Annotated in this window: 11 protein-coding genes; 3 read left to right on the plus strand and 8 right to left on the minus strand. The window is 68.5% G+C overall.

All coding sequences use genetic code 11. The features are described from left to right. Window positions 1-8: 8 nt before the first annotated feature. Window positions 9-1631, plus strand: a complete 1623-nt coding sequence (locus tag IGS68_RS05510) for an MFS transporter (protein WP_201077952.1) — start codon at window positions 9-11, stop codon at window positions 1629-1631. Here IGS68_RS05510 and IGS68_RS05515 read toward each other — a convergent pair. Next, on the minus strand, window positions 1626-3062 hold the full coding sequence (locus tag IGS68_RS05515; protein ID WP_201077954.1) for an FAD-binding oxidoreductase: 1437 nt from the start codon (window positions 3060-3062) through the stop codon (window positions 1626-1628). The two genes, IGS68_RS05510 and IGS68_RS05515, sit on opposite strands and share 6 nt — an antisense overlap. Window positions 3063-3194: 132 nt before the next feature. Between IGS68_RS05515 and IGS68_RS05520 the strand changes: the two genes are divergently transcribed. Further along, window positions 3195-3380, plus strand: a complete 186-nt coding sequence (locus tag IGS68_RS05520; RefSeq protein WP_201077956.1) for a hypothetical protein — start codon at window positions 3195-3197, stop codon at window positions 3378-3380. 4 nt (window positions 3381-3384) lie between these two features. On the opposite strand, the gene IGS68_RS05525 is transcribed toward IGS68_RS05520, so the two are convergent. Together IGS68_RS05525 and IGS68_RS05530 are read right to left on the minus strand one after the other, a co-directional pair. Beyond that, window positions 3385-3828 carry a hypothetical protein gene (locus IGS68_RS05525; protein ID WP_201077957.1) on the minus strand — a complete coding sequence of 148 codons (444 nt, stop codon included), beginning with the start codon at window positions 3826-3828 and terminating at the stop codon, window positions 3385-3387. Window positions 3829-3959: 131 nt separating this feature from the next. Beyond that, window positions 3960-4664, minus strand: a complete 705-nt coding sequence (locus tag IGS68_RS05530) for a hypothetical protein (protein ID WP_201077958.1) — start codon at window positions 4662-4664, stop codon at window positions 3960-3962. 674 nt (window positions 4665-5338) lie between these two features. On the opposite strand from IGS68_RS05530, the gene IGS68_RS05535 reads away from it, so the two are divergent. Continuing rightward, window positions 5339-5827 carry an Rpn family recombination-promoting nuclease/putative transposase gene (locus IGS68_RS05535; RefSeq protein WP_201077959.1) on the plus strand — a complete coding sequence of 163 codons (489 nt, stop codon included), beginning with the start codon at window positions 5339-5341 and terminating at the stop codon, window positions 5825-5827. A 228-nt stretch (window positions 5828-6055) separates the two neighbouring features. Here the strand turns inward: IGS68_RS05535 and IGS68_RS05540 are convergent, their stop codons facing one another. The 5 genes from IGS68_RS05540 to IGS68_RS05560 form a co-directional block, all read right to left on the minus strand. Continuing rightward, a complete protein-coding gene (locus IGS68_RS05540) occupies window positions 6056-7990 on the minus strand; it encodes an alpha amylase C-terminal domain-containing protein (protein ID WP_201077960.1) in 1935 nt (644 codons plus the stop codon). Between the two features lie 4 nt (window positions 7991-7994). Next, on the minus strand, window positions 7995-9365 hold the full coding sequence (locus tag IGS68_RS05545; RefSeq protein WP_201077961.1) for a cupin domain-containing protein: 1371 nt from the start codon (window positions 9363-9365) through the stop codon (window positions 7995-7997). Between the two features lie 34 nt (window positions 9366-9399). Then, a complete protein-coding gene (locus IGS68_RS05550) occupies window positions 9400-10578 on the minus strand; it encodes a cupin domain-containing protein (RefSeq protein ID WP_201077962.1) in 1179 nt (392 codons plus the stop codon). A 194-nt stretch (window positions 10579-10772) separates the two neighbouring features. Beyond that, window positions 10773-12641, minus strand: a complete 1869-nt coding sequence (locus IGS68_RS05555) for a GMC oxidoreductase (protein WP_201077963.1) — start codon at window positions 12639-12641, stop codon at window positions 10773-10775. A gap of 13 nt (window positions 12642-12654) precedes the next feature. Further along, the gene (locus IGS68_RS05560) at window positions 12655-13677 is read right to left on the minus strand and encodes a gluconate 2-dehydrogenase subunit 3 family protein (protein ID WP_201077965.1); all 1023 of its coding nucleotides are present in this window, start codon (window positions 13675-13677) and stop codon (window positions 12655-12657) included. Window positions 13678-13732: the final 55 nt, after the last annotated feature.

Here is a 13732-nt window from a genome sequence, read left to right on the forward strand (position 1 = left end):
GATATCCCATGACGGCCGCCGTCGAACGAACCCCGGCGCCTGCCTCCGGCGCCGGGGCCTGGAGCCCGTTCAGGCGCGGGACCTTCCGGGCGCTGTGGATCGCGACCGTCGCGTCCAACATCGGCACCTGGATGCACGATGTCGGCGCGGGCTGGTTCATGACCTCGCTGTCGCCCAGCCCCTTCATGGTGGCGCTGGTCCAGGCCGCGACCACGCTGCCGATGTTCCTGTTCGCGCTGCCGTCGGGAGTCCTCGCCGACATCGTGGACCGCCGCCGGTTCCTGATCGCCGCCCAGCTCTGGGGGCTCGCCGCCGCCCTGACACTCGGCATCCTGGCGCTGCTCGGGCTGGTCGGCCCCGGCATCCTGCTCGCCGCGACCTTCGCGCTCGGCGCCGGCGCCGCCATGAACGCGCCCGCCTTCCAGGCGATCGTGCCCGAACTGGTGCCTAAGGAGGAGCTGTCCTCGGCGGTGGCGCTGAACAGCATGGGCATCAATGTCAGCCGGGCGATCGGCCCGGCGCTGGCCGGCGCGATCCTGTCCTTCGCCGGCCCGGCGGCCGTGTTCCTGCTGAACGCGGTTTCCTTCCTCGGCGTGCTGGCCGTGCTGCTGGCCTGGAAGCGCGAGCCGACGCCGAACCGCCTGCCGCCCGAGCATTTCGTGCCGGCGATGCGGGCGGGCCTGCGTTATGTCCGCGAAGCGCCCGCCCTGCGTACGGTCCTGGTCCGGGCGGTCGCCTTCTTCGCCTTCGGCAGCGCCGCCTGGGCCCTGCTGCCCATCGTCACCCGAAACGAGCTGGGGGAGGGACCGGGAGGGTACGGGATCCTGCTCGCCTGCATCGGAGTCGGCGCCGTGGCCGGCGCGCTGCTGCTGCCCCGTTTCCGCGCCAGGCTTTCGGCGGACCGGCTGACGGTGCTGGCCACCTGGGCGTTCGCGGCGGCGACGCTGGCGCTGGCCTTCGTCAGGACCTACGAGCTGGTGGCCGTCGCCATGCTGGTCGCCGGGTTCTCCTGGATCGCGATGCTGTCCAGCCTGAATGTCGGGGCGCAGCAGGCGACCGCCGGCTGGGTCAAGGCGCGGGCACTGTCGGTCTTCCTCGTGGTGTTCTTCGGCTCCATGGCCGGGGGCAGCGCCGTCTGGGGGCAGGTCGCGACCCTGGCCGGCACGCCGACGGCCCTGGCGCTCGCGGCGGCCGGCCTCGTGCTGGGATCGGCGGCGGCGCTGCGCTTCCCGCTCGGCGGCGGCGCGGGCCTCGACCTCGCGCCCTCGATGCACTGGCCCACGCCGATGGTCGAGCATGATCCCGAGCCGGATCGCGGGCCGGTCATGGTCACCGTGGAGTACCGGATCGATCCGGCCGACGCGGCCGCCTTCGCCGCCGCCATGGCGGAGATGGGGCGGTCGCGGCGGCGGTCCGGCGCCCTGTCCTGGGGAGTGTTCGAGGACGCCGCCGCGCAGGGGCGGTACCTGGAATATTTCATCCTGCAATCCTGGCTCGACCATCTGCGCCAGCACGAGCGGGTCAGCCGGACCGACCAGACCCTCCAGGAGCGGGTGCGCGCGTTCCATCGCGGAGCCGAGCCGCCGCGGGTCTCCCATCTGCTGGCCCCGGCGGTCGGCGCGGGGTCATGAGGGAGCGGCGACCACCCGGCCCGGGTTGAGGATGCCGGACGGGTCGAGCGCCGCCTTCAGCCGCTCCATGGTCGCGATCTCCGCCGCCGACCGGGTGAAGCCGAGCCACTGGCGCTTCAGGACGCCGATCCCGTGCTCGGCCGACACCGAGCCGGAGAAGTCCCGCACCGTGCCGTAGAGCAGGTCGTCGACGCGCCCGTAGACGGCCTTCTCCACCGGGGCGTCGAAGCCTATGACCACATGGATGTTGGCGTCGCCGAGGTGTCCGTAGATCAGGACGGCGGCCTCGGGCACCGCGCCGGACAGGGCGGTTTCCAGGACCCGCACGGCGTCGATCATGCGGCCGATCGGGATCGACACGTCGTAGCCCTTGGAACTGCGGAAGAGGGTCGAATACTCGGCCGGTGCCTCGTCGCGGATCGCCCACAGGCGGCGGGACTGGTAGATGCTTTCGGCGATCACCGCGTCGTTCAGCCAGCCCTGCTCCAGGGCGTCGGCCAGGAAACCCTCCAGGCGCTCGCGCAGGTCGGCGTCGGTGGCGGCGGGATCGTCGCCGAAGACGTCGATCAGGACGGCGGGCGTGGCGATGTCGGCGAGGGGCGCGCGGTAATGCGGCCCGCGCGCGGTGATCGCCGAGAGGTAGCCGGGCCACATCGCCTCGAAGGCGGCGAGGCTCGAACCGAGCCGCTGGCGCGCCGCGGACAGGAGCGTGATCAGGGATGAATCGTCGGCGACGGCCAGCCACGCCGTCGCCCGGGCCCTGGGTGCCGGCTGCAGGCGGAGGACCGCCCGGGTGACGACGCCGAGCGCCCCTTCCGCGCCGATGAACAGCTGCTTCAGGTCGAAGCCGGTGTTGTTCTTCAGCATCCCGCCCATGTCGCTGAGCACCGTCCCGTCGGCCAGGACGGCTTCGAGGCCCAGCACCTGCAGGCGGGTCATGCCGTAGCGCACGACCCGGATGCCGCCGGCATTGGTCGCGATGGTGCCGCCGATCGTGCAGGAGCCGCGGGCGCCGATATCGACGGCGTAGAACAGGCCGGCCTCCTCGGCGGCGGCCTGTACCGCCGCGAGCGTGGTTCCCGCCTTGACCGTCATGGTCATGGCGGCCGGGTCGATCGCCTCGACGCCGGCCAGCCGGTCCAGCGACAGCGCAACCTCGCCTTCCTGAACCGAAGCGCCTCCGGCAAGGCCGGTCAGCCCGCCCTGGACCACCACCGGCTGCCCGGCGGCGGAGCAGAGCCGGAGTGCGGCCGAGACCTGCTCGGTGGTGCGGGGACGGAGGACGGCGCGGGGCCGGCTTCCCTGCAGGCCGCTCCAGTCGCTGGCGTGCCGCTCCCGGTCGGCCGGGTCGGTCGAGACAACGGCGGGGCCGAGGGCGTCGGCGAGGGCATCTGCAAGGGGGATGAAGGCGGCGTCGGACGGCGTCGGCATGTTTCCTCCGGTTTTCTCCAGGATGTTCAAGCCGCGGGGCGGGGCCGTGTCAAGCGGCCGGTCTGCGGGACATAACGGCGTGTCGGACTGTTGTTCCCGGTCGAGCATCCCGTACCGGTGGAGAGACTGACGATGACCAGCGAAAGCGAAGCCGCGGCCAAGGGCCGGCAGCGCCTGAAGGGCGACACCGCGATCCCGCAGGGCGGCGGCGAGTCCGGCAAGCAGGACACGACGACGGCGGCCGGGAAGGGCGCGGCCCAGGCCCCGAAGGGCCATGCCGACCCCAACCTCAAGCCGGCCAAGCCGGGCGACAGCTGACCCCTCAGTTCAGCCCTTCCGGAGCTTCCCTGAAGGTGACGATGGCCTTGCCGTCCAGCGACAGCTGGACCATGTCGCCGCCTTCGGGGGAACTCCAGTAGCGTTCGGGCATGTCGAGGCTGCGCCGGAGCCGGGGTTGGCCGTAAGTCCGCTGAAGGCTCCTCTCGATGGCCGCGTAGGCGGTCGCATCGGCGACCAGCTCCACCCGCCTCAGCAGGGTGTCGTCGTCGAAGCAGAACAGCACCTTGTCGAAACGGCTGCCCTGGAACTGGAGGGGGCCGGGCATCTCCAGCAGGCAGCCGAAGCCCTGGCCGTTGAGGACGGCGTCGTAGCGGGACGCCCGCTGCACCTCGTCCACGGTCATTCCCCACCGGGTGAACTCCCAGTCGGCCAGACCCGTGGCCGGCCCCAACAGCAGCGCCGCCAAGAAGGCAAAGGACCCGCGCATCACCCGTCTCCGCCGGACAGTGTTGATGGATTCCCTCGGTATGCCTTGACCCTGGATGAGTATCGCCGACCTGGGCGGGGGATTCCAGCGTCATGTCCATCGCCGCGCCGGGCCGTTCGACATGGTCGCGGTCAGGCGGCGGCCGGCACCCGGGAGGACGTCACCGGCGCGGACGGGTTGGACGGCGTGAACGGCGCGGACAGTGAGGTCGAGCCGAGCAGGGGGGAGGCGGGCTTGGCGGGACGGGTCACTATCGAAACGGCCGAAAGGTCACTATCCGGCATGGCGGCGGTTTCGGCCGGCGGGGAGGCCGGCGGCGTGCCGCGGGACTGGTCCGGACCCGGTCCGGGCGCCCCGACGACGGTGGCGTGGTCGGCTTCCTCCTCCGGGTCGCAGTACATGTTCTCCAGGTCGGCGTCGGGGTTCGGCCTGTCGCCGAGATAGTGGTGCGGGATGCGCTTGTCCTGGACCACGCCGCGGAGCTTGAGGCCCAGCTCGACCGCGCGCAGCGCCAGCCCGAGGCTCTTGCGCTCCAGCGCCTCGGCCCCGATCGTCTCGACCAGGGCGGCGGCGCGGTCCAGGGCGTCCTGGTGGCAGGCTTGCCGGTCGGTCCGGAGCTGGTCGATGCGGACGCGGATCTCCGGCCGGGCGGTCAGGACCGCGCCGCGCTGCTTCGCCCCATAAGGCGAGTACCCCGCCCGCCGCGCCGCCTCCGCCGCGCCGACGCCGCAGGCCATGGCCTTGCAGAACGCCTCGTGGCGCGGCGACAGGAGGATCACGGGCGTGGTAGCGAGGGTGGAGGGTGCGTCGGGTGTCGGGGAGCTGTGGTCGAGCATGGCTGGAGCGCCTTGGTCGGATGAGAACGATTAGGGAACATTATCCGGGGTTAGGCGCGAATGCAAGGTTCTTGGCGGGGGAAGCAGGGTTGGAAATGCCTCGCCGAGGGCCGGACGACGGGTCGGGCGGCGTCGCGGCGGGTCGAGCCTTCTTCGTGTCGTTCCGCTGCCGGAGGGGGGGTGCTCAATGCTGGCGATCCCGCCCGGGACGTGCGGGTTTTGGCGTGCCGGCCCGCTGTCGCATGATCCTGCTGGCCCTTGCCCCGCCGGAGAGGGTGCCGCGCCGCTGAGGGTCCGTAGGGGAGGGGGGCGGATGTTCGGGCTTGGTCCAGGGCTGTCCGGCATGGTGGTTGCCTGGAGCGGTTCATGTCCAGGCTAACCCGGCCGGGGCAGCCGATCGGATGCGTTGCGCCATGGGCGCAACCTACGATCATCGGTCCGCGTCACCTCCGCCCTGCATCGAGCCGTAGGTTGCGCCCATGGCGCAACACAGTGCGGCGAGTGGAGCGGGAGGCCAAGGGGGCCGGTATCGATTTGGGGGGCTCGCCGTGGGACACGGCCCTTGCCGATGGTTGCGGGAGTGTGCTGCTGTTCGCGCGACCATAACCCGACCGGCGCCCGCGACGATGCAAGCCTCCGACTTCCTGTACCACCGCCTGTTCTCCGACCCGGTGATGATCGAGCAGCTCGTCCGTGGCTTCATGCCCGCCCGGATCGCCGCCCTGCTGGACTTCACCCGGCTCGAACGGGTCAACGCCAAGTTCCACGCCGCCCGCAGCGATCGGCGCGAGAGCGACGTGATCTGGCGCGTGCCGACGCTGGCCGGCGAGATGGTCCACATCTACCTGATGCTGGAGTTCCAATCGACACCGGAGCGGTTCATGCCAGTGCGGGTGCAGGTCTATTCCGGCCTGCTCCGGCGCCTGTTCGCTCGCCGCTTCGGTGCCCTGCCGGCCGGCGCGGAGCGCCTGATCGAGGACGCGACGGCGGAACAGCTCGACGACTACATGTACCGCCTGATGGATGCCCGCTCGCCGGACGATGTCTTTCGCGCGTGGATGACCGGGTCAAGCCCACGGCTGTCCGGTACGATGATTGCTGATCAACCCCAAGCTGATGCTCAGGATACTTCATCTTCCCATTATCGTCATGCCCGGACTTGATCCGGGCATCTCCAGCCACGGAGCCCCCGTGAGACCTGTGAGACGATGGCCGGATCAAGTCCGGCCATGACGAAAAAGGGGTAGTTCTGCCTTGAGTTCAGGCTTGTGAGCAGTAAGCAATAAACGTGCCGGACAGCCGTGGATCAAGCCCGGTCATGAAGAAAAGGGTATTGTTACCCGTGCTTTGTACTTCCAAGTCCGTCCTGTCGAAACGGGCGTTTCCTTCGCTCAATCCCCCAGGTCGCGGGCGAACACGAGGATGGAGTTGGCCGGGACCGTGATGGCGGCCGAGCAGGGCAGGCCGTTCAGGCCGGGGCCGTCGGCCAGGACGGAACCGCCGTTGCCGGCCGCGTTCGGGTTCACCCAGGTCTCGTAGAGGTCGCTGTTGAAGACCTCGAACCACAGCCCGGGGGCCGGCATCGGGATCCGGTAGCCGTGCTGGGTCGCCTCGTTCAGGCTCGCCACCACCATCACGTCGCGGCCGACGCCCTCCACCCATCGCTGGACGACCAGGACGCGGGGGTCGTTCTCCATGGAGACGGCGCGGACCCCTTCGCCCCGCAGGGCGGGGTGCTTGCGGCGCAGCCAGGCCAGTTCACGCGTGAACCGGTGGAAGTCGATCATGGTCCTGTCGGTGCCCAGGCCGTCCCAGAAGAGGAGCGCGTCGCGGTGGTTCGGCGGGTCGTCGGCCCAGCGCTTGTCCTCGTAGAACTCCTGGCCCATGAAGAGCATGGGGATGCCGGGGGCGGTCAGGACGAGGCCGGTCGCCACCCGCGACCGGCTGGTCGCGTACCAGGTGCGGGTCTGCCGGCCGCCGCCGACGGCGAGGGAGGGGATCCGGGCGTTGCGGTCGCGGTAGACCTCGTCGTGGCTCTCGACGTACTGGACGGCGCGCCAGGCGTCCCGGAAGCCGGGGGCGCGGAGCTGGTCCACGACCGGCTGCCAGTTCACGAAGGCATCCCGGCCGCCGGCCGCCTGCTCGATGACGCCGCGGATCGCGGTGCGCAACCCGTCGTGCCAATTGGCATGGAAGCCGGCGCCGCCCTGGTCCTGCGGGCGGACGACCGCGGGGTCCGGTCCCCAATATTCCGCGATGTTGATGGCGGAAGGGTCCTGATGGGTGAGCGTCTCGTTCAGGTGCTGGCAGAATAGCCAGCCGGAGCCGGCGTTCTGCCGGTCGATCACGGTCACCTGGTCGTAGCGGAAGCCGTCGACGTGGTATTCGTCCAGGAAGAACCGGGCGTTGTCGATCAGGAACTGGCGCACGTCGCCTTTCCAGAAGGCGAAGACCGGGCCGGTATGGTCCTGCTCGGTGAAATAGAGGCTGTCGTTGGGGTCCGTGCCGGCGGCGCGGTCGAAGAAATAGATGGATTCCGGCTGGGACGTGATGTCGCCGGAGGCGTGGTTGTAGACCACATCGAGCAGGACCGCGATGCCGTAATGGTGGCAGATATCGACCAGCGCCTTGAGCTGGTTGATCCCGACGGCGAGCACGGCGCGGGTCAGCGGCGCCTTGCCCTTCTGCGTCAGCAGCCGGTTCGCCAGGTCGAGATAGCGGTCGAGTTCGCCGTCCGGGACCTGATAGTCCATCTCGGGCGAGAACAGGTCGGAGCCGTTGTAACCCATGCTGCGCGAGGTGCTGTACTCGACGATCGGCAGCGGCTCGATCGCGTTGATGCCCAGGTCCGCGAGATATTCCACCCGGTCCAGGACGTCGAGGAACTTCGCGACGCGGTTTTGGCGGTCCGGTCCGTACCAGGTTCCGACATGAAGCTGGTAGATGATCAGGTCGCGGAAATCCGGCGTTCGCCAGCTCCAGTCCTGCCAGGGGAAGCTGCCGGCCGAGCGGAGGATGCAGTCGGGATTGGGCCAGGCGACCGTCAGCTCGCGGGCGTAGGGATCGCGCTTGAACCCTTCGGTGCCGTCGCCGGTGACATGGAACTTGTACTTGTCTCCGTCCCGCGCGTTCGGCACGAACCCGGTCCAGCGGCCGTCGCCCTGCCGGACCAGGAGGGTGGAGTCGTCCCGGGTCCAGCCGTTGAAGTCGCCGCAGACATGGACCATCCTCGCGCGCGGCGCCCAGACGCGGAACGTGGCGCCGCCTTGGACCAGGTTCGCCCCCATGGGCGTCGCCGGCGTGATGTGCTGCTGGGAAGCGGGCATCGGATCAGTCGTACCCCCCGAACATGAACAGCTTGATCTGCTCGTCCGTATGGTTGTACAGGGCGTGCAGCTGGCCGGTCTTGCAGACGGCGAGGTCGCCCGCTTCCATCTGGCGAAGCTCGAACGCGCGCTCCCTGTCGGGGAACTTGCACCAGTCGCCCACCAGCATCAGCGCGCTGCCTTCCATCAGCAGGAATACCTCCTGATTGTCGCGGTGCCTATGGATGCCGATGCCGCAGCGGCTGTTGAGCAGGTGGAGGTCCATGTAATCGACGGCCATGAAGCGCTCCAGCTTCGGGCCGGCGGGCTTCGGCCCCGCGGCCTGCTGGCCGTTCCAGGCATCGGCGCCGAAGTTCCAGGAGTTCAGCTCGCGGCCCAGCTCGGGCTCCCAGCGGTCGCCGAGCACCGATTTGCGCCGGTCCTCCAGGGAGAAATAGTTCGACAGCAGATTGCGGTATTCCAGGAAGCCGACGCCGCCGTGGGGATGCCGGCTCTGCCCGACCTGGAGGTAGTTCCGCCACCCGCGGAACAGCATGTTGAACTTGTAGGTATAGTTGGCGCCGCCGTTGTTGTCCCAGACCTGGAGGGAGTCGTTCGCCCAGGCGACCTCCACCGTCACCGGGAGCACCGGATGCAGGGTATGGTCGGTCGCGCGCTGGATCATGTCGACCGGGGACGGGTCGTTGGTCTGGGCGATCGCCCGGTTCGCCTGGTCGCGCTCCCCGCTGACGGCCGGCCCGTGGAAGGCCGAGCGCTCGCCGCGGACGAGGAAGGCGTCGGCGACGATCGCCCCGGCCTCGATGGCCGCGCGGCCCTTGTCGCCCAGCCGGCCGGACAGGTCGCGGCCCGGATAGGCCCAGATCTCGATCTCGTAGCGGTCGGTGCGCGTATTGTAGGGCACCAGGACGGGGAAGGAGGTGGCGTTGGCGCCGACCTTGATCCAGGCGCGGATGGTCGATCCCAGCGGCGAACCCGCCTCCGCCGCCTTGGTGGCGAGCCGGGTGAAGGGGCTGGCGGAATAGGAGAGCTTGAGGAAGCTGCCCTCCCAGGGGTCGGCGCTGGCATAGCCCCGGGCGAGCCAGCAGTCTTCCAGGTTGAAGTCGGCGACGTTCTGCTTCTGGAAATCCTGCTTCTCGTCCTGTTGCCGCGGATCGAGCACGCCCGAGTTCGGCGGCCTGGGGCCGTAGAGCGCCAGGTCCTTGAAGGGGAACAGGAAGTCGAGGCTGCCGGCGTCGTAATGCTCGCGGTCGGCCGCCAGTTCCGCCTTGGCCCAGACCTCCATCATCCTCAGGATCGGGTTCCGCTCCTGGTAGTCGGGACCCTGTCCCGGGGACACCGCGATGTTGTTCCGGATTTCGGCTTCGAAGATCTGCATGGACGTCATCCTGTGCCGGGGCTGGGACTCTTGTTCAGGCGCTCTGGTAGAGGAATGCGACGAACCGCAGGGTCTGGGTCGCGTGGGTGTTCCGGATGCCGTGGACGCCGCCGCTCTTGGTGAAGATGACGGAGCCCGCCTTCACGTCGAGCGGCCGCACCTGCTTGGGATCGAGCCCGAACACGTGGCGGTCCTCGACCGGGTGGGTGTCCGGCAGATCGGGATGGTCGGCGGCGCCCATGTAGGCGATGCCTTCGCCCTCGTAGACGAAGTAGAGTTCCTCGCTGCCGATGTGCTGGTGCGTGCCTTCCACCACGCCGGGCGGCACCGCCACCTCGTGGAAGAAGACCATGGAGGAAGAAAACTCGTCCTGGAGCAGCCAGCGCATCTCCAGGATGTTGTCTTCCCCGGCGTCCGGGTTGCCGGGAAGCATCATGGCGTTGCGGTAGCGGACCGGCGGGATCTTCTTGACGTCCGGGATGAAGAAGCCCCGGCGGAAGTTCAGGGTGTAGGTCCCTTTCTGGATCGTGTTGCTGTCGCTGCTGGGGTTGCTGGTGTTCGGGACCTGAAGGTTGCGGAAATAGAAGTTGTCCCTCGCCACCTCGGAGTCGGGCAAGAAATAGCCGGAGGTCTCGGTGACGTCGTCCTCCAGGAACTCCAGGTCCACCTCGCGGATCAGCTTCATGTCCGCCATTTTGGCGGAGAGCTTGGGGATCTTGGTGATGGCGCCGTTGCGGCCCATCTGAGTCAGCACCTCGATGTCGTGATGGTCGCCCTCGCCGGGTTCCAGCGTGTTCCACAGCTCGACCTGGTAGGCGTCGACCCACGGACAGTAGTAGAGCCGGATGATCGGATCGTCCTCGTTCAGGAACTGGGCTTGGGTCAGGTCGCGCTGCTCGGGGTCGAGCCACAGGCGGATGCGCGCCCGGACCGCCGAACCGCCCAGCCGCCCCTTCACCCGCATCGCCTCCACCAGCCGGGCCGACCGGTACTCGACCCGCAGGAAGTTGGTGTACAGGACCGAGTCCTTGTAGACCTCGCCCTTCAGGACGGTGATCTCAGCCTTGGTGCGGACCTCCTGCACATTGTAGCGGTAGCGTTCGGACCGCGTCGCGTTGAGGTACTGGTCGTGGTAGATGCGGTCGGGGAAGAACACGACCTGGAAGACGCTTGCGCTCGGGTCGTTGAAGATCTTTTCGAACCGGAAATCCATGGCCGTTCCTCGATCAATCCTGGTTAGAGCGGTCCCCGATCAGGTTGAACCGCTTCGGTTCACGCGGCTTGCCGTTCCTCTCGCCGCACTGCGTTGCGCCATGGGAGCAACCTACGGTTCGATGCAGGGCGGAGGTGATGCCTGTCGAAGATCGTAGGTTGCGCCCATGGCGCAACGCATCGGATCAGCCGCCCTTAGATCACCTGCTTGAGGATGTCGGCGACGCGGAACGAATTCGCCTGGATCGTCAGCGTCGGGTTGCCGCCGCCCGAGGTCGGCATGAAGCAGCCGTCGGTGACATAGAGATTGTCGATGTCCCAGACGCGGCAACTGGGATCGAGCACCGACGTCGCGCGGTCGGTGCCGAAGCGCGCCCCGCCCAGGATGTGGTTCGCGATGCGGACGCCCTGGCCGTAGACGCTGCCTTCGCCGATGACGCCCTTGCCCCATTTGATGTCCTGGCCATCCCGCACGGTTCCGGGGATTCCCGCCAGCAGGATGTCCTCGCAGACCCTCGCCAGGGTGTCCATCACGTGGCCGTCGTGGGGATGCCAGTCCTTGACCACCCAGGCGCTCTTGCGGTTCCACTTGTCGCGCACGTCGCCCAGGCGGATGCGGTTCTTCCGCCAGGGGACCTGGTTGGCCATGAAGCTGACGCTCAGCCGGGTGCCGAAATCGGCATCCATCCAGTCGAGGATCCCCTCGCCGGTCTTGGCGGGGTCGTTGTCGAAGCCCTGCCACCAGGTATCGAGGTCGTTGGCGCCGTCGGTCCGCGCCAGGGTGACGGGCAGGGACTGGTCGGACGTGTTGTTGTAGATGGCGGCCCCGGCCCACAGCTTGTTCTCATTCAGGAAGTCGAGCCGGCTGGTCCAGTCCGTGGCGTAGTCGCTGTCCAGGGACTGCGTCTTGTCGAACCGCCTGCCGTCCGGGATGCTGACCTCCGCGCCGCCGAAGCAGTGGGTCAGGAAGTAGCGGCCCAGCGGGGTGCCGTCCTCGCCGTGGCGCAGGAGCTTGCCCAGCCCGGTGGCGTCCTCCTCCGCCGACAGCATCAGCAGCCGGACGGACTCGATCGCCGAGCAGGCGACCACCACGATCTTTCCCTCGACGCTTTTCGGAAAGCCGCTGGCGTCGCGGTAATGGACCTTGGAGATGCGCTTGCCGCTCGCCTCCAGGTGGGTGACGGTGCAGTTGGCCCGCAGGTCGATCCGACCGGGATGGGTCCGCATGGCGGGGCGGAGCAGGGAGACCCAGGTGTTCGACTTGTAGCCCAAGGGGTCGCCGTAGCGGTTGACGTAGCCCGTCTTGACCCAGCCCGGCGCCGGCCGCCCGCTGGGGGCATGGGCTTCGGTGATGACGGCCAGCGGCGTGCGGTAGACCTGGGCGCCGATGCTCTTCATCCCGCTCAGGGCCAGGTCGCTGATCGGGTTCGGAGCGACCGGCGTCTGGTAGCAGTTCTTGGGAAACTTCTTCTCCTGCGCCTGTGCGCCGGTCTGCACGTCGGTGACCGTGCCGTTGATGCCGACCAGCGTCTCCGCCTTCTCGTAATAGGGCAGCAGGTCGTCGTAGCCGATGGGCCAGTCCCGGATGTCCACGTCGGGATCGGCGTAGGGATCGTCCGGCAACCCGGCGGGACGGTCGGCCGAGGCCAGCAGGAAGTCCCGTTCGGGGAAACGAAGGGAAACGGCGCCGTAGAGCTGGGTCCCGCCGCCGACGACCTGGGCGGTGTAGCCCTCGACCGTGACGCGGGGGTCCTGCTCGTCATGCCCGGACCACAGGTGCGGCTCGTCGTTCAGGTCCGGCTCGATGTGGCTGGAGTAGAAGGGCCGGTTCGAGTTGCCGGGGCCGCCCCAGTTGATGCGCTTCTCCGGCCCGGCGTTCAGCAACTCGTCCCGCTTGAAGTCGCTGAAGCCGCCGGCCGGGTTGTCCTCCTGCGTGCGGAGCTTGGGGCCCTTCTCCAGGACCAGGATGCGCAGGGCCCGGTCCGGCAGGGCCGCCAGTTCCGCCGCGATCGGCGCCCCGCCGGCGCCGCTGCCGATGATGACGATGTCGTATGTCTCTGCCACGCGCCCGGCCCTCCTAGCCCACATACTCGTTGTTGGTCCCGAGCGGCTTCTCGATCGCCTTGCGCCAGTCGAAGACGCTGTTGCCGGCCTGATCGCGGAAGCGTTGCTCCAGGAAGCGCCAGCCCAGGGCCATCGCGTTGCCGCCGTATTTCGGATGGGAGAAGGCGCCGAGGAAGACGTGCCTGCGGACCATGCGGAGGAAGTGCGACGGGTTCCCGTAAACGGACGTGTTCCAGCCCGGCACCTGGCCCCACATCTCCCCGTAGAGCTTGGTGAAGGCATCCTTGCTCACCTTCTCCGGCTCCGAATAGGGGTCGCGCTGGCGCAGGATCCTCTCGATCTCCCGCAGGCAGATCGCATAGTCGATCCGGTTGTGACGTTCCTCCCGGGCCAGCACCTTGTCGATGAAATTGACGACCCCCACGGCCTGGTCCAGCTCGTAGACATCCTTGGGCAAGGGATTGCCCGGGGAGCGCAGGAACTCCTCCGCGGCATCGGTCCGGAACGGCAGGATATGCTGCACGAACCGGCCCAGGATCCGGCGTTCATGGGGCTGCAGCACGAGCGGCCTGGTCGTTTCCTCGGTGAAGAAACGCGACCAGACCCGCCCGTCGCCGTCCGTCTCGGTCTGCGGGTTGACGCGGTCCTGATGGTAGGCGCCGCCGACCTGGAACAGGTACCTGTGGCAGGTCCGCTTCGGGACCCGGAGCGTCACGTGCCAGTACAGGGAATCCGGGATCTCGCGCAGCGGGATCCGGTCGTAAAGGGCTCGGAAAGTCCCGATCAGGCCGACGGTTTCCGGCCGAGGCTCGTCCATCTCCCGGCGCCAGACGAAGGTGACCTGGTTGAACTCCCGCTGCCGGTCGGACTCGATGGCCGGAAAGCGCCAGCCTTCGCTGAAGCGGCCGCGCGGGTCCCCGGCCAGGTGGCCGTTGTAGGAATGCCGGAGGTCGGAGTTCAGCCGCGCCAAATGCTTCGCGCACAGGTCAAGGACATGATCGTCGTCGGTGGCCTCGACAATGGTGGCAAACGTCATGATCCCTCCGGGATGGAAAGACGGTGCGGCGTCGTAAGTATTCGGTACGGGAGGC

Source organism: Skermanella sp. TT6 (genome assembly GCF_016653635.2).
Lineage (GTDB): Bacteria > Pseudomonadota > Alphaproteobacteria > Azospirillales > Azospirillaceae > Skermanella > Skermanella cutis.